This is a genomic window from Bacillus sp. FSL W8-0519 (genome assembly GCF_038005585.1).
GTDB classification, from domain to species: Bacteria; Bacillota; Bacilli; order Bacillales; family Bacillaceae_G; genus Bacillus_A; species Bacillus_A paranthracis.
Window position 1 is genome coordinate 4350593 of record NZ_JBBOTL010000001.1, and the last position, 16821, is coordinate 4367413.

General features: G+C 35.2%; 19 protein-coding genes. 9 read left to right on the top strand and 10 right to left on the bottom strand.

Features of this window, described 5'->3' with window-relative positions; genetic code table 11:
* Positions 1 to 13: 13 nt before the first annotated feature.
* The 4 genes from NST14_RS22835 to NST14_RS22850 all read left to right on the top strand — a co-directional run bounded on the left by NST14_RS22835 (position 14) and on the right by NST14_RS22850 (position 3202).
* Positions 14 to 787, top strand: a complete 774-nt coding sequence (locus NST14_RS22835) for a sensor histidine kinase (protein ID WP_000958967.1) — start codon at positions 14 to 16, stop codon at positions 785 to 787.
* On the top strand, positions 784 to 1479 hold the full coding sequence (locus NST14_RS22840; protein ID WP_001101757.1) for a response regulator transcription factor: 696 nt from the start codon (positions 784 to 786) through the stop codon (positions 1477 to 1479). The genes NST14_RS22835 and NST14_RS22840 overlap by 4 nt, the downstream gene beginning before the upstream one ends.
* A gap of 3 nt (positions 1480 to 1482) precedes the next feature.
* Positions 1483 to 2787, top strand: a complete 1305-nt coding sequence (locus NST14_RS22845) for a hypothetical protein (protein ID WP_000740013.1) — start codon at positions 1483 to 1485, stop codon at positions 2785 to 2787.
* A 229-nt stretch (positions 2788 to 3016) separates the two neighbouring features.
* Positions 3017 to 3202, top strand: a complete 186-nt coding sequence (locus NST14_RS22850; protein WP_000038791.1) for a PspC domain-containing protein — start codon at positions 3017 to 3019, stop codon at positions 3200 to 3202.
* 70 nt (positions 3203 to 3272) lie between these two features.
* Here the strand turns inward: NST14_RS22850 and NST14_RS22855 are convergent, their stop codons facing one another.
* Positions 3273 to 3845, bottom strand: a complete 573-nt coding sequence (locus NST14_RS22855; protein ID WP_000658051.1) for a helix-turn-helix domain-containing protein — start codon at positions 3843 to 3845, stop codon at positions 3273 to 3275.
* 100 nt (positions 3846 to 3945) lie between these two features.
* Here NST14_RS22855 and NST14_RS22860 point away from each other — a divergent pair, with 100 nt between their 5' ends.
* Both NST14_RS22860 and NST14_RS22865 read left to right on the top strand, forming a co-directional pair.
* On the top strand, positions 3946 to 4911 hold the full coding sequence (locus tag NST14_RS22860; RefSeq protein ID WP_001201653.1) for a DMT family transporter: 966 nt from the start codon (positions 3946 to 3948) through the stop codon (positions 4909 to 4911).
* Between the two features lie 143 nt (positions 4912 to 5054).
* Positions 5055 to 5720: an MIP/aquaporin family protein gene (locus tag NST14_RS22865; protein ID WP_000913198.1), complete on the top strand. Its 666-nt coding sequence runs from the start codon at positions 5055 to 5057 to the stop codon at positions 5718 to 5720.
* Positions 5721 to 5779: 59 nt separating this feature from the next.
* On the opposite strand, the gene NST14_RS22870 is transcribed toward NST14_RS22865, so the two are convergent.
* From NST14_RS22870 to NST14_RS22880, 3 genes are all read right to left on the bottom strand, one after another.
* Positions 5780 to 6211 carry an Rrf2 family transcriptional regulator gene (locus NST14_RS22870; protein WP_000512998.1) on the bottom strand — a complete coding sequence of 144 codons (432 nt, stop codon included), beginning with the start codon at positions 6209 to 6211 and terminating at the stop codon, positions 5780 to 5782.
* A 118-nt stretch (positions 6212 to 6329) separates the two neighbouring features.
* Positions 6330 to 7550 (bottom strand): ABC transporter permease, encoded by a 1221-nt coding sequence (locus NST14_RS22875; RefSeq protein ID WP_001225004.1) that lies wholly within the window; start codon positions 7548 to 7550, stop codon positions 6330 to 6332.
* Positions 7551 to 7552: 2 nt separating this feature from the next.
* Positions 7553 to 8437 (bottom strand): ABC transporter ATP-binding protein, encoded by an 885-nt coding sequence (locus NST14_RS22880; RefSeq protein WP_000058124.1) that lies wholly within the window; start codon positions 8435 to 8437, stop codon positions 7553 to 7555.
* A 344-nt stretch (positions 8438 to 8781) separates the two neighbouring features.
* On the opposite strand from NST14_RS22880, the gene NST14_RS22885 reads away from it, so the two are divergent.
* A complete protein-coding gene (locus tag NST14_RS22885; RefSeq protein ID WP_000782776.1) occupies positions 8782 to 9609 on the top strand; it encodes a 5'-nucleotidase, lipoprotein e(P4) family in 828 nt (275 codons plus the stop codon).
* Positions 9610 to 9635: 26 nt separating this feature from the next.
* On the opposite strand, the gene motB is transcribed toward NST14_RS22885, so the two are convergent.
* Positions 9636 to 10421, bottom strand: coding sequence for a flagellar motor protein MotB (motB, locus tag NST14_RS22890; protein ID WP_001256753.1), 786 nt, complete (start codon positions 10419 to 10421; stop codon positions 9636 to 9638).
* On the bottom strand, positions 10411 to 11205 hold the full coding sequence (gene motA, locus NST14_RS22895; RefSeq protein WP_000344867.1) for a flagellar motor stator protein MotA: 795 nt from the start codon (positions 11203 to 11205) through the stop codon (positions 10411 to 10413). The genes motB and motA overlap by 11 nt, the downstream gene beginning before the upstream one ends.
* A 265-nt stretch (positions 11206 to 11470) precedes the next feature.
* On the opposite strand from motA, the gene NST14_RS22900 reads away from it, so the two are divergent.
* On the top strand, positions 11471 to 12250 hold the full coding sequence (locus NST14_RS22900; protein WP_000720579.1) for a M15 family metallopeptidase: 780 nt from the start codon (positions 11471 to 11473) through the stop codon (positions 12248 to 12250).
* A 36-nt stretch (positions 12251 to 12286) separates the two neighbouring features.
* Here NST14_RS22900 and NST14_RS22905 read toward each other — a convergent pair whose 3' ends face one another.
* From NST14_RS22905 to sdhC, 4 genes are all read right to left on the bottom strand, one after another.
* On the bottom strand, positions 12287 to 12733 hold the full coding sequence (locus NST14_RS22905) for an acyl-CoA thioesterase (protein WP_000822740.1): 447 nt from the start codon (positions 12731 to 12733) through the stop codon (positions 12287 to 12289).
* 92 nt (positions 12734 to 12825) lie between these two features.
* Positions 12826 to 13587 carry a succinate dehydrogenase iron-sulfur subunit gene (gene sdhB / locus NST14_RS22910; protein ID WP_001291826.1) on the bottom strand — a complete coding sequence of 254 codons (762 nt, stop codon included), beginning with the start codon at positions 13585 to 13587 and terminating at the stop codon, positions 12826 to 12828.
* Positions 13580 to 15373: a succinate dehydrogenase flavoprotein subunit gene (gene sdhA / locus NST14_RS22915; RefSeq protein WP_000676735.1), complete on the bottom strand. Its 1794-nt coding sequence runs from the start codon at positions 15371 to 15373 to the stop codon at positions 13580 to 13582. The genes sdhB and sdhA overlap by 8 nt, the downstream gene beginning before the upstream one ends.
* A 13-nt stretch (positions 15374 to 15386) precedes the next feature.
* Positions 15387 to 16013: a succinate dehydrogenase cytochrome B558 gene (gene sdhC, locus NST14_RS22920; protein ID WP_000678352.1), complete on the bottom strand. Its 627-nt coding sequence runs from the start codon at positions 16011 to 16013 to the stop codon at positions 15387 to 15389.
* 300 nt (positions 16014 to 16313) lie between these two features.
* On the opposite strand from sdhC, the gene NST14_RS22925 reads away from it, so the two are divergent.
* Entirely contained in the window at positions 16314 to 16763 is a 450-nt protein-coding gene (locus NST14_RS22925) for a YslB family protein (RefSeq protein WP_000042220.1), read from the top strand.
* The last annotated feature ends 58 nt before the right edge of the window (positions 16764 to 16821 follow it).

Here is a 16821-nt window from a genome sequence, read left to right on the forward strand (position 1 = left end):
GATTGAGGTATGTATGTTAACTTATGAAGCATTTGCTGTATTAATAACTATACTTGTCTTAGCTCCAATTTTTGGAGCTATTATTTTATTATGTTTATTTATTTTTGAAAAACGAATCGATTTACTAGAAAGTGAAAAGAAAAAAATAGCACTGGAACGAGAGTTGCAACAGTCTTTATATCATCAACTTACGCAACAAATTCAGCCTCATTTTTTATTCAATACATTAAATACAATTTTGAGCTTAGCTCGTCTACAGAGAACAGATGAAGTTGTCAAATCACTCGAGATCTTTTCTCTATTTTTGAAAGGAAAATATAAAACAACAGATTTGTTAATTCCAATCTCTGAAGAACTGGCTTATACGAATTATTATATTGAGATTCAAAAAATGCGGTTTCGCTCGAGACTTTCAATAAATATTACTTCTTCTGAAGATTTACAGAATGCTTATATTCCACCTTTCGTTATTCAAACGTTAGTTGAGAATTCTTTTAAACACGGTCTTGAAAAAAAAGCTGGTCAAGCTATTTTAAATATTCATCTACACAATACAAATAACCGAATTACACTTCTAGTATCCGACAACGGTACTCAAAACGAACCATTTACTTCCCATACGGAAGAAAGCGGATACGGACTTGAAAATATAAAACAACGATTTCAGTTATTCTTTCAAGAACAAACTACATTCTCTTTCCTCTCTACAAAAGAGAATGGCACGAAAGTAGAAATCACATGGCCTTTCATCACAGAAAAAAACACAGAGGAGGTAATACAAAAATGAACGTGCTATTAGTAGATGACGAACCACTGGAACTGGAACAATTAGAATTTCTTATCCACCGTCAGTTCCCTAATTGGACATTACATCTAGCTTTAGATGCGGCTGAAGCTTTACGTATAAATGAAAAATTCTCAATTCATTTGGCACTTTTAGATATTCACCTTCCGGGCATATCCGGCCTACAACTAGGTGAGAAATTAAAAAATAATAACTCTAACCTCGATATCATTATTGTAACCGCATATCAAAATTTCGATTATGCAAAACAATCTATTCGTCTAGGCGTTATTGACTACATAACAAAGCCAATTATAGAGAAAGAACTCATCGATATATTACAAAAGTACAAAGGAGATGCTAATACCCCTTCCTACTCACGTATTATTCAAGATACATTAGACATCATCCATGAAACTTTTCATGACAAACTACACTTAGCAGACATCGCAACTAAAGTACATACAAATCCGACTTATTTAAGCCGAAAATTCCATGAAGAAGTAGGGGTTTCATTTTCCGGATATATCATGCAATATCGGATTGAAATGTCACAGAAATATTTAATGGAACACCCACATTGGTGTATCTCTCAAATCTCTGAAAGATCTGGTTTTAATAGTCAGCATTATTTCAGCACTGTTTTTCGTAAGATGACCGGAATGACTCCGAAAGAATATAGAGGCGAGGGATAAATTGTGAAGAAAAACAACTCAGCTTTCACACCTTTACAATTAGGCATTGGAACTGGTACTGTTCTTTTATTATCTAAATGGGTCGCAAGTATATCGACGCTCGCTTTACCTGAATCGATTATTAATTATGGGCTAATCGCTGGTATTCTTTATGCGATGATTGGCCCTTTTACTCTTATTTTATTGGGGATTTTAATAAAAAAAATACGTTCTACATTCCCAGAAGGAGAATCCATTCACGATTACTTATCTTATAAACTTTCTCGCAAAGGATATATAATTGTATGCTCTTTCCTTGTTCTATTAAGTATAGAAAGTATGTTCATTCAAACGAAAGTTGCTAGTATTTTACTTAATGTTTTTTTCCATATTCCATATACATTGGGTTCTTTCCTTTTCATTACCCTTTGTACAATATTCGTAATATTAAGTAACGCTAAGCTATTTACTAAAATGGCTATTATGCAAACTGTATTAATGTTTTCTACTATGATCATTATTCCAATTTATTTTTTTGTGCAAGATGGCATTACCCATGTATACGATGGAATCCGCTTATATCACCCGTACTTGCTATTTTATGAAAATAGAAATGGAATATATTTTCTTACTGCCGGTATTCTCATTGAAACAGGAAGAGTATTAATAAGCCCTGCATCTTGGGATAAAGCTTTCCGTATTCATCCTAAAAAAATTATTCCAACTTTTTTACTATCAGGATTTATATGGATTACTATCCCTTTGGCATTCGCTTCTCTAATTATGATAGTTATCTTTAGTGGGAGCTTAGATCACTTATACGATCTTCTAGTCCAGCTTCCAAAAAAAATAGAATTTACCATTTTATTTTATCTGCTCGTTATCGGTTCGTTAAGCGCAATAACTTCTAGTTTTATTTCTTGGATACATGGATTTACTAAACTCATTCGAGATTTTATACCGATGATACCTACAAAAATAAATTTCAAATTATATACAACTCATTTTATTTCTATCACTATCGGATTTTTAGCTTTTTTCATTACAATTACTACAAACTATACGATTTTAGAAATTATTTTTTTCTTTGGTATTCTTTATACATCTCTTATCATCACAATATTATTCGTTATTTTCAGCAAGCAAAAAATCAGCATCATTATACCGCTCATCTCGATTATTGGTGCTCTTACCGGTTATGTAGTTTACTTCTTAATCGGTCCTTTAACGAGCATTTGGGTTAGTATAGCGGTTACTCTTTCACTAAGTATTTGTTTTCTGTTTTCACATTGGATACATCAACAATTCAACTATAAAATGAAACAATAATATGAGGCCTTTTTGGTAGCTTAAATTTTGCTACCTAAGGCCTTTTTATTTTTATCGCAAACTATTATACTGCGCTATAAATTAGATTTATTGTTTATATGACCTCACATCTAAATTTTAAAATACGGTTCACTTTATAAAAAAATGTCATACAACCTCATAGTCTCCTCATAGATTTCCATATAGAATAGAAGTATATAGTTTGCTATAAAAAGGAGTTGATCGTAATATGTCAAAAAAATTATATAAATCCGAAACTGATAAAATGCTATTTGGTATATGCGGTGGTTTAGGAGAATATTTTGATATTAGCTCTACTCTCATTCGCATACTTTGGGTCATTGCAGTTTTATGTTTTGGGACGGGGTTTTTAGTTTATTTTATTTGTTTATTACTTATGCCACGCTCTTACTAATAACATTCTTTCGTATATTTGAGCATAGTGTATACAAAATCCCCTATAGATTTTTCTATAGGGGATTTTTTCATGAAGAATATTTCATCGTTAAATGTAATACCGCCACTTCATCTTCTTCATTCTTATAACTATGTTTCTTATTCGCTTCAAATTGAATAGAGTCAAACTCATTTAATTCGTAAACATCGCTTTCTACTTGAATCGATACTTTTCCTTTCATTACCGTTACAAGCTCAATAGCACCTTCATGATGAGCTTCTGGTTCATATATACTATTCGACCTTAAACAAGCACGATGCATTTCCATACCCGTTTCTTTCGTATAACGGAACATTGTTTCTAAATGCCATGCTTGTCCTACGTCTACTGCAAATCCTTCTCCGCAGCGCGCAACCGCTACAGGTTCTCCAACAACCATCAATCTCGATAAAGGAATCGATAACCCTTTCGTTATTTTCCAAATGACAGCTAACGTCGGATTCGTTTCGCCTCTTTCAATCTTTCCTAATGTTAATTTACTAACCCCTGTTTTTTGAGCTAATTCTTCTAAACTTAATTTTTGTTCATTTCGAATTTGCCTTAATAACTGACCTACTTGCTGAATGACTTCTTTCGTTTGCATATCTTCATGTTCTTTCATCTATAAAACCACCTTAAAATATAAAATAGTTTACTTTTATCTAGATAAAGTATATTATACTATACATAATCATTAAATTCCGAAAGGAGTGCTATACTTCATGCGCGCAATTTTATTAGGCCTTTTATCATCAGCCTTTTTTTCCGCAACTTTTATTATAAATCGAGCGATGAATGTATCTGGAACGAGCTGGGCTTGGACAGCTTCCTTCCGTTTTTTATTTGCTCTCCCTATTTTATTCCTTATCGTTTTATTTCGCAAAAACTTAAGGGAGTTATGGGAAGAATTAAAGAAACATCCATTGGCTTGGATCGGGTGGGGTTCTGTTGCTGGTATTGGTTTCTATTCTTTATTAAGTTTTGCAGCTGTCTTTTCTCCAGCTTGGCTCGTTGCTGGAACTTGGCAAGTTACTATATTAGCAGGTTTACTACTCTCGCCATTATTTTTCGTTAAAATAGAAACGAAATCAGGTACGAAACTTGTACGCGGAAAAATTCCACTTCGTAGTTTATACGTTGCATTATTTATTTTACTTGGTGTAATTTGTATGCAAGCAACTGCAGCAGGTCACATTACAATGACTCAGTTTATTTCAGGTTTTTTACCTGTCGTGTTAGCTGCTTTCTTATATCCGTTCGGTAACCGAAAAATGATGGAACTTGTTGGTGGGCGCCTTGATACATTCCAACGTGTATTAGGAATGGCAATAGGCAGTCTTCCTATAACAATTTTACTTGGTATATACGGATTTTCTACTACTGGTATTCCAACATCAAGCCAAATGCTACAAGGATTTTTGTTAGCATTATGTTCTGGCGTTATAGCGACAATGACATTTTTCTTTGCTACTGACTTAGCCAAAGATAATCTCGCTCTACTTGGAGCTGTTGAAGCAACGCAAGCTGGAACGATGGTCTTTACCGTGCTTGGCGAAATTGTTTTCTTAAATGGTTCATTTCCTGGCGGGCTTTCCCTACTTGGAATGATTATTATTATGTTAGGAATGGTTGCAAATAGCATTTTAAACCGTTCTGTTCCAGTCGTTAAACAGAAAAAAACAGCATAAAAAAAGAGTATGGTTCTGTAACAAAGAACTATACTCTTTTTTATTGTCCCCCTATTGCGCCTTATCAGAATAGTATTTCATTAACGGTTTATACTAAAACCTATGTTATAATACGGTTCATGCGCAACAATAGGAGGTAAATTATGTTAAAAAAAGCAATCGCTGAATTTATTGGTACGTTTGTACTAGTATTATTCGGAACTGGAGTAGCTGTCATTGGCGGCGGAATTGAAGGAATTGGAACATTAGGAATCGCTATGGCTTTCGGTCTATCTATTGTGGCTATGGCATATAGCATCGGAACAATTTCTGGATGTCACATTAACCCAGCAGTATCAGTAGCTATGTTCATCAATAAAAGAATGAACGCTATGGAACTTTGTTATTATGTATTAGCTCAAATTTTAGGTGGTTTATTAGGAACTGCAACGTTAGTAACAATTTTAAAATCTGCTAAAACACCTTTAGATAATTTAGGACAAAACGGTTTTGGAACTCTTGGTTTATCTGGAGCATTTCTAGTTGAATTTATTTTAACTTTCGTATTCATTTTAGTGATCGTTGCTGTAACAGGTAAAAAAGGAAGTTCTTCTCTAGCAGGATTAGTAATTGGTTTCACATTAGTTTTAGTTCACTTATTAGGTATTCCGTTAACTGGAACTTCTGTTAACCCAGCTCGTAGTATCGCCCCAGCTTTATTCGCTGGCGGAGAAGCCCTTTCTCAACTATGGGTATTCATCATCGCACCAATTCTTGGTGGTATCGTAGCAGCTATCGTAGGTAAATTCATTTTAAATACTGAAAAATAGAATTTTCAATATTTCTGAATAAAAAAAGGCGAGCCCTCATTATGAGGATGCTCGCTTTTTTACTCTTTCATTTTAGACTTTAAATTTGTAACTAGTTGATCTACCGTTACATTTGCAAGTACATTTTCCATCGCTTCTTGTGCTTGCATTAAAATAATTTCTAATACTGATTGAATATTAGCTCCTACTGGACATTCAATGTTGGGATTTTCATGGAAGGAAAATAGCTGTCCTTCTTCTACAACTTCCACTGCTTTATATACATCAAGTAATGTAATTTCTTCTAAATCACGAGCAAGTGTCGTACCACCTTTACCAGCTTGTACATCAACAAGTCCTGCTCTCTTCAACATTCCTGTAATGCGACGAATCACAACTGGATTTGTATTCACACTACCGGCAATCCATTCAGAGGTACAGCGAGAGTTTCGATCTATCGCAAGTAATGTCAGCATATGAACACCTACTGTAAAACGACTACTAATTCCCATCTGCACACCCTCCTTTTTATTCATTCTATTAAAAGACGACTCTTATTATTATATACTATTTTTAATTTATACATAAAGAAAAAGCATGATTTCATTAGGAAATCATGCTTTTCTCTCATTATTGACGCTTTATAAATTTCGCTAAGTCTTTAAATTTCACTTTGTCTGAGTAATTCATTACACCATTTACGTAAATGCGGCTTGTTAGCATATTGACGATAACAATAGTCACCAATAAAATGACTAACGTCACAATAATTTCTACAGTGCCCGCTTCACCAGATACAAGTCTTGAAAAAGTAACCATAGGTGTAAAGAATGGAATATATGAACTAACTATAGCTAATGTACTATTTGGATCAAATAATGATTTAAGACTAATAAAAAATGCCGCCATACCTAACATTGTAATTGGGAACGAAAGAGATTGCACATCCTCAATTTTTGATACAACAGCACCAACCGCTGCATATAGCATTGCGTATAGTAAGTAACCCGTAACAAAATACACAAAGAACATACTAATTACTACAGCATCCAATTTAGAAAAATCTAGTGTAAGTCCTATTAAGGATGCATTATCTAAATCCACCCACCCTAATAAATTTGGTACAAGAAAACCGAAAGAAGCAATAACAAGTAATAGTAAAGCACTAGAAACAATTGCTAAAATTTTGGCATGTAGCATTGTTAATGGTTTTACTTTCGGAAGCATTAACTCCATAACACGAGATGATTTTTCAGATGCCACAGTTGTTCCAATTGCAGCACCAAAGATAACAATAAACATATATAAAGCAAACGAGAAAACATAACCAATTCCAAAGGAAGATGCATGATCCTTTACTGCCTCTTGCTTTAACGGAATTTCCATCTGTAACTGTTTGGCTACTTCTGCAGATACATTATTTTTTTCGATCATTACCGCTGTATATTGTTCTTTTAAATAACTCGCCATAAGTGTAGCAGTTGATTGACTTGGAAAACCACTATACATATACGTCACTTCTGGAATACCATTCTTTTCTGTAATACGGAATAAACCGTCTAGATCCCCATCTTCTACTTGCTTACGTAACTCATTAAACTTATCCTTATTTTCTACCGTTACTTTAGCAGACGGGAGTAACTTTGTTACATCACTTTCTTGCACTTTATACGTATCACTTTCTGTTACTACAGCAAATTTATCTTTTCCTTTATCGTTATCAGCTGTGAAATGATTAAAGGCAAAAAGGCCAAACACAACTAAAAACAAAATCGCACTCGTAATTAATGATTTTTTAGATAAAAATGCTTCTCTAAAATAAAATGAAAATACGTGAGAAAATTTACGCATCGTTATTTCGCCCTCTCTACAAAGATTTCGTTTAACGTCGGCTCTAACATCTTAAATTGTCGTAAGGTAACACCTTGTTCTTGTAATTGTTGTAAAATGTTTAGAGCTTCTGCATCATCTTGTACTCGCACATAAAGAAGGCCTTGTTGTTTTTCATACGATACATGTATAGATTCTAATCCCTTCTCATTCACTTCTGTATCTTCAATCGTTAAATTACGAAAACCATATTGTTTTTTAATATCACTTAACTGGCCTTTTACGACTGCTTCGCCTTTTTTCAAAATACATACATGTTGGCAAAAAGCCTCTACTTGTTCCATACGATGACTAGATAAAATAATTGTCTTTCCGCTCTGTACTTGTTCTTCAATAATGCTAGCTAACATTCCAGCATTCACTGGATCCAGTCCGCTAAATGGCTCATCTAAAATGAGAAGTTCTGGATTATGAAGAAGAGCAGCAATTAATTGAATTTTTTGCTGGTTCCCTTTTGAAAGCTCTCCTGCTGTTTTAAATTTATATTCTGGTATTGCTAATCGATCTAACCAATGATCAATAGCAAGATCTACTTCTTTTTTCGTCATTCCTTCTAATCTACCAAAATATCGCAACTGGTCTATTACTCTACTTTTAGTATATAAACCTCTTTCTTCTGGTAAGTATCCTATCGTTACCCCACTAGTCCCAAATGGTTTTCCATCCCATGTAATAGAGCCTTCATTAGGCGTTAATAATCCGAGAAGCATTTTGATTGTCGTTGTTTTTCCTGCACCATTTCGTCCAAGTAATCCTAACACTTCACCTTTTGGTAACGAAATTTGCAAGCCGTTAACTGCTTTTGATTCCCCAAATTGTTTCGTTAAGTTTTGAATTTGTAAACTCAAAGTATAAAGCCTCCCCTTTAGTATCATTCATACTCTCTTTCAAAGACTATGTTTATTCAGGATAAAATATAGCACTACACTCCATCCTCTTATTATGTAGCATCTCTCTAATCCATCATTTGTTTCATTTAGTTAAAATTGTAAATAAAATTACATAGTTTGTCAATTATTATTGTCATTTCGACAATTAAACTTGTCAAAATAATTCCCATCATTTTTTCTCATCTTTCTAATATAGGACATACTACTATATATACAAAAGACAATATGCAAATGTTCATACAAAAAATATTATTTTTCGATATATAATATTAACTGGTTTTCTAACATCAAGGAGGGTACATATGAAGATGAAAAGGGGCATTACCACTTTATTATCTGTAGCGGTTCTATCTACATCACTTGTAGCATGTTCAGGAACACAAGAGAAAACAGTGGCGAAAGAAGAGAAAGTAAAATTAACAGACCAGCAATTAATGGCTGATTTATGGTATCAAACAGCCGGTGAAACGAAAGCACTGTACTACCAAGGATACAATATCGGTCAATTGAAACTTGATGCAGCTCTTGCAAAAGGAACCGAGAAAAAACCCGCTATCGTACTTGATTTAGATGAAACTGTTTTAGATAACAGTCCTCATCAAGCAATGAGCGTAAAAACAGGAAAAGGCTATCCATATAAATGGGATGACTGGATTAATAAGGCTGAAGCCGAAGCCCTTCCAGGTGCAATTGATTTCTTAAAATATACAGAGTCTAAAGGTGTAGATATTTACTACATCTCAAATCGTAAAACGAACCAACTAGATGCAACAATTAAAAATCTTGAGCGTGTAGGCGCTCCTCAAGCAACGAAAGAACATATATTACTACAAGACCCGAAAGAAAAAGGAAAAGAAAAACGACGTGAACTCGTTTCTCAAACACATGATATCGTCTTATTCTTCGGTGATAACTTATCTGACTTCACTGGTTTTGATGGAAAGTCTGTAAAGGACCGAAACCAAGCAGTAGCAGATTCAAAAGCACAATTTGGTGAGAAATTTATTATTTTCCCTAATCCGATGTATGGTGATTGGGAAGGCGCTTTATATGATTATGATTTCAAAAAATCAGATGCAGAAAAAGATAAAATCCGCCATGACAACTTAAAATCATTTGATGCAAAATAAAAGAGGATGGCATGTGCCCTCCTCTTTTATTGCATATTTCTCGTTAAAGGTAAAATAAACACTTCTACACGTCTATTTTTCGCTTTTCCTTCTTGCGTATCATTTGGAGCAATTGACCGATATTCTCCGTAACCAACTGCACTAAATTTTCCTGGTTGTAATTCTTTATTTTGCAGTAATACTTGCATAAAATTAACTGCCCGCTGCGTACTTAATTCCCAGTTCGATGCAAATTGCGCATTTGCAATAGGAACATTATCTGTATGTCCAGATACTGTGATTTCACGAGGTGATGCTGAAACCAGTAAATTAGACATTTCTTTCGCAATACTTAACGATTCTAATTTTACGTCCGCTTTCCCAGAATCAAATAGTACATTTTCTAATATCGTTACCTTCAATCCCTTTTCTGTTAAATCAGTTTTAAAAGAAGAAGATAATCGATTTTCCTCAATATACTTATCAATACCTTTTTGTACCGCTTTTAATTCGTTCATTTCTTGTTGCTTTACTTCAGCTTCAGCATTCTTTTTAATCTTCTCAGACTCTAAACTACTTGCTGATAATTCCTTTTCATCATTTGGCTTCTGATCACTTAAAAATTCTTTGTTACCTGTTCCACCAGCTAATTCACTTCGAAAAGCAACAGCCATCTGTTTAAACTTAGCAGCATCTATACTGCTCATTGCGAATAAAACGATGAACAATGCAAACAACAACGTTAACATATCAGAATAAGGGATTAGCCAAGTTTCATCGATATGTTCTTCGTGTTTTTTCTTTTTACTTCTTCTATTTTTTTTACTCCGCATTTTTTTCTGCCCCTTTTTCAAGCTTTTTGCGCTCAGTTGCAGAAAGTGCACCTAAAATGCGGTTCTTCATAATAAACGGATATGTACCTTCTTGTAACATTAATAAACAATCAATAATTAAACGTTTTTTCTCTAATTCAGCTGCAGATTTTTGCTTTAATTTATTTGCAAATGGATGCCATAGTATATAACCTGAGAAAATACCAAAAATCGTTGCAATAAATGCACCCGAAATAGCGTGACCTAACTTTTCAATATCAGTTAAATTACCAAGTGCAGCTACAAGACCAATAACAGCACCTAAAACCCCTAATGTTGGTGCATATGTACCAGCTTGAGAAAAAATTGCTGCCCCCTTTGCATGCCTTTCTTCAATTGCTTCTAATTCAGCTTCTAAAATCTGTTCTAAATCTTCTGCAGATACGCCATCAATCACAAACTTCATACCACGCAAAAGAAATTCATCTTGAATTTTGTCTAATTGCTGCTCTAAAGACAAAATACCGTATTTTCTACTTTCAGATGTCCAATGAACAAACAATTCTAGCAACTGTTCATAACTTAAATCTTTTTTATTAGAACCAAAAAGAACTTTAAATAATTTTGGAATCTTTTTTAATTGATCCATCGGAAATGCGATACATACTGCAGCAAATGTACCAACAAAAATAATTAATGCTGCGGCAGGATTAACTAAGGCCATTACGTCAGCGCCCTTGACGACCATCCCTACAACTACCGCCACTACTCCTAAGATGATTCCAATAAGTGTTGCAAAATCCATTCCCATTCACTCCTAGTCTATACAAGAAGTTCTTTATTCTCGATAATCGCTACATCTTCTTATGTATATATATTACATAAAAAATGAATTTCATGAAAGATAAGAAATGAATTATATAAAAAAATACTACAATTCCACACATTTTCTGACATTTTCTTTGCATTTCTATTACGTTACGACTCTTATATTTCTTTTTCAGTAAACTAGACTTATAATAAAAAACGATACATATTTTATTAAGAAAGGATTGTGATTACAAGGCATCATGAAAAAAATAATCCTTATTTCTGCCGCTACTATTGTAATCGGTATCACTTCTTTCGCTTACTTTGATTCTAAATCGCCACTACAAAATGAGGCGAAAGCGGTCGAAAGTCAACAGCATAATAATCACCAAAAAGAAGAGATTCCTGCTTTTCCAAAAGCTGATCATAACGCCAAGAAGCTAGACAATGATTTTTCCGTTGTAACAAATCCAGATTCTAACCTTGTATTAGTTAATAAACATCGAAAACTACCAGACGGATATACACCTGAAGACTTAACAAGACCAAATGTACCATTTACTAGTCCAAAAGATAAAGAAAAAACATTGCTACGCAAAGATGCTGCAGATGCGCTTGAAAATATGTTTGCAGCAGCAAAAAAAGAAGGACTTGAACTTACAGCTGTATCTGGTTATCGTTCATACAAACGCCAAAAATCATTACATGATACATACGTTAGACGTCAAGGAAAAGCTGAGGCAGATTCAGTAAGCGCCATTCCTGGTACGAGTGAACATCAAACTGGTTTAGCAATGGATATTAGTTCAAAATCTGCTAAATTCCAATTAGAGCCTATTTTTGGAGAGACAGCCGAAGGTAAATGGGTTGCAAAACATGCTCATGAATTTGGCTTTGTCATTCGTTATTTAGAAGATAAAACAGAAACAACAGAATACTCATATGAACCATGGCATTTGCGCTACGTTGGAAATCCATACGCTACATACATATATAAACATCATTTAACATTAGAAGAAGCGATGGAAGACAAAAAATAAGAGAGCATGTTGCTCTCTTATTTTTCTTTCACTCTATTATTGTAGTAATTTTTTCTTCCACTCTTCAGGCCACGGTTCGCCTCTTCCTGTTTTTTTCGACGCTTGGACCATCATTCCACGACCAACTAAACAAACCTCTCCTTCTGCATTCTTCACCATATAATGCAAATCTAATGAAGAATTTCCAACTGATCCCGCTTTTACATACACCTTCAACTGTTCATCAAAATATATTTGTTTAATAAAATTACATTGTAAATCCGCAACAACAATCATCGTTTCTGAAGATTCATGCGTCCATTCTTGCATAAATCCAAGTTCTTTAAACAATGCGATACGCGCTTCTTCAAAATAGGTGAAGGCAACGACATTATTTACATGTCCAAACATATCTACTTCACCAAAACGAACCTTTACAGGATTGTAAAACGAAAAACCACTTTCCCATTGCTCAAAGTCTTCAATATAAGAAATCCTCTTCATTGTTCCCTCTCCTTTTCGCTTTAAAATAAACAGAATAAACAGAAAAATATAGTTATAAATATTGCCCCTTCGAAATGAAGAGGCAATATTTTTTAATAGTTATTGTCGCTACCAAAGAAATCTTTGAACGATTGAATTGTTGTATCACGGTTTAACGCCGCAATTGAAGTTGTTAATGGAATACCCTTTGGACATGATTGCACACAGTTTTGAGAGTTACCACAGTTTGCAAGTCCTCCATCACCCATAATTGCACGTAAGCGATCTGCTTTATGCATTTCACCCGTTGGATGTGAGTTAAATAAACGAGCTTGTGATAACGGTGCTGGTCCAATAAAGTCCGATTTACTATTTACGTTTGGACATGATTCTAAGCAAACACCACATGTCATACATTTTGAAAGCTCATAAGCCCATTGACGTTTCTTCTCTGGCATCCTTGGTCCTGGTCCTAAGTCATACGTACCATCAATTGGAATCCAAGCTTTAACACGTTTTAGAGCATTAAACATGCGACTACGGTCAACTTGTAAGTCACGAACAACCGGGAATGTCTTCATCGGTTTTAAGCGAATTGGTTGTTCTAATTGATCGATAAGCGCTGTACATGATTGACGTGGTTTTCCGTTAATCACCATCGAACATGCACCACATACTTCCTCTAAACAGTTCATATCCCATGCAATCGGAGTTGTTTTGTTTCCTTTTGAATCAACAGGATTACGACGAATTTCCATAAGCGCCGAAATAATATTCATATTCGGACGATACGGAATTTCAAACTCTTGGTCAAACGCTTGCGCATCTGGTCCGTCTTGTCTCGTAATGATGAGGCGGATTGTTTTCTCAGACATGTTGTTTATCCCCCTTCTCTTCACTCTTAGCAGCTACATCGTGTTTTGAAGAATAATCACGTTTACGTGGTTTAATTAATGAAATATCCACGTCTTCGTAATGGAATGCCGGTGCATTTCCTTCTCCTTCAAATTTCGCCATCGTAGTTTTTAAGAAGTTTGCATCATCACGATTTGGGAATTCAGGTTTGTAATGCGCCCCACGGCTCTCATTACGGTTATATGCACCAATTGTAATAACACGTGCTAATTCAAACATATTTGCAAGTTGGCGTGTAAATGAAGCACCTTGGTTGCTCCATCTCGCTGTATCGTTAATGTTAATACGTTTGTAGCGAGCCATTAACTCTTCAATTTTTGCATCTGTTTCTAATAATTTTTTATTTTCACGAACTACTGTAACGTTATCTGTCATCCATTCTCCAAGCTCTTTATGAAGAACATACGCATTTTCGTTACCATCGAGCGTTAAAATATTGTTAAATTTCTCTGTTTCGATTAATTCATTTTGTTCATACACAGTAGATGAAACAGCATCTGATGATTTAGAAAGACCTTTCATATATTCAATTGCATTTGGTCCTGCTACCATACCACCGTAAATTGCTGATAATAGTGAGTTCGCTCCAAGACGGTTACCACCGTGCATAGAATAATCACACTCACCTGCTGCAAATAAACCTGGAATGCTTGTCATCTGCTTATAATCAACCCATAGCCCGCCCATTGAATAGTGAACAGCTGGGAAGATTTTCATTGGTAGTTTACGAGGATCATCACCTGTAAATTTCTCATAGATTTCAATAATTCCACCAAGTTTAATATCTAGTTCTTTCGGATCTTTATGAGAAAGATCTAAGTACACCATGTTTTCACCGTTAATACCTAGTTTTTGCTCTACGCAAACATCAAAGATTTCACGCGTTGCGATATCACGAGGTACAAGGTTTCCGTAAGCCGGATATTTTTCTTCTAAGAAATACCATGGTTTACCATCTTTATATGTCCAAACACGTCCACCTTCACCACGTGCAGATTCACTCATCAGACGTAATTTATCGTCTCCAGGAATTGCCGTTGGGTGAATTTGAATGAACTCACCGTTTGCATAATATGCGCCTTGTTGATATACAGCAGAAGCTGCTGTACCTGTATTGATAATGGAGTTTGTTGATTTTCCGAAGATGATACCAGGGCCCCCTGTTGCCATAATCACGGCATCAGCTCGGAAACTTCTAATCTCCATAGTTTGTAAGTCTTGTGCAACGATTCCTCGGCACACACCTTCATCATCAATAACAGCTCGTAAGAAATCCCAACCTTCATATTTCGTTACAAGTCCTGCTACTTCGTGACGACGTACTTGCTCATCTAATGCGTATAGTAATTGCTGTCCAGTTGTTGCACCAGCAAATGCTGTACGGTGATGTTGCGTTCCACCAAAACGACGGAAATCAAGAAGTCCTTCTTCCGTACGGTTGAACATAACACCCATACGGTCCATTAAATGAATGATACCAGGTGCTGCTTCACACATTGCTTTAACTGGTGGTTGGTTCGCTAAGAAGTCCCCACCATAAATTGTATCGTCAAAGTGGATCCATGGAGAATCCCCTTCACCTTTCGTATTTACGGCACCGTTAATTCCACCTTGGGCACATACAGAATGCGAACGTTTTACTGGTACTAAAGAGAACAGTTCAACATTTACTCCTGCTTCCGCCGCTTTAATCGTTGCCATTAAGCCAGCCAAGCCACCGCCGACTACTATAAGTTTCCCTTTCATGCTCTCCCACTCCTTACTGGTTTGCTAGCTGTGGATCGATGAACGCTAATAATGCACTCACACCTACATAAGATAGACCTAAGAAAATAGCTAATGTTACATAAGTAGAGATTCTTTGTGAACGTGGAGATACTGTAATTCCCCAGCTGATGCAGAATGTCCATAGTCCATTTGCAAAGTGGAAAATTGTTGAAACAACACCAACTAAGTAGAATGCAAACATAGCTGGATTGTTTAAAATATCTGCCATCATGTCATAGTTTACCTCTTTACCTAACGCTGCTTGAATACGAGTTTCCCAGACGTGCCAAGAAATGAAAATCAGTGTAACGATACCTGAAATTCTTTGGAAGACGAACATCCAGTTACGGAAATAACCGTAAGAAACCGCATTGTTCTTAGCTGTAAATGCAATATATAAGCCATATATAGCATGGTACAGTATTGGTAAAAAGATAATGAAAATTTCTAGCGCATACCGGAATGGAAGGAGCTCCATAAAGCCTGCAGCTTTGTTAAAAGCCTCTGCTCCTCGTGTTGCAAAGTTGTTTACAATTAAATGTTGCGTCAAAAAGACACCAACCGGGATGACCCCCATTAATGAGTGCCACTTACGAAACGTATACTCGCGGCCTTTCATGTCCCCATTACCCCCCTTGAATGATTGACTGCTGTTTTCAGATTAGTTTATGGCAATAATGTTTTTTCACTATTGGCATAAGAAAAACTGAAAAAATTATTCGAAATATTTCAGCATAATTTGATACCAAGTTCATTTTACTCCTATTTTTGTCGAAGCGTCAAGAAAACGTATACATAATTTGCATATAATTTGCCAATTCTTTTTTTCTTCTTATATATTCAGATTTTCCCAAAGAAAAATCTGTTTTTATAAATGAGAAATGTTATATAATAATCCCTATAGAAAGAGGGGAATATTGTGAGTAAAAATACAATCGATACAACATCTTTAGAAGATGTTTCATTGAACGCCTTCGCTTACGAATTGCTACGTGAAGAATTACTACCTGATTTAATCGGTAACGATCTAGATGGTATTTTATACTGGTCCGGTAGAAACCTTGCAAGAAAATATCCACTAGACACAATTGAAGAAGTCATTCAGTTCTTTGAAAAAGCTGGCTGGGGCACTTTAAGCATTATTGAACATAAGCGTCGTGAAATGCAGTTTCAACTTAAAGGCACACTCATCGCTGAACGTCAAAAACAAAAAAGACATTCTTCTTATCAATTAGAAGCTGGGTTCATCGCTGAACAAATTCAAAAGCAACGAAACGTCGTTGCAGAGTCCTACGAAGAAAAGAAAAAACGTTCAGACTCTATTACATTTCTCGTAAAATGGGATATAAAAGATCTCATTGAAGTGTAGCATTACCCGCGGTCAACTAGACATATCAGTTTAGTTGACTTTTTGCATTTTCATTCAT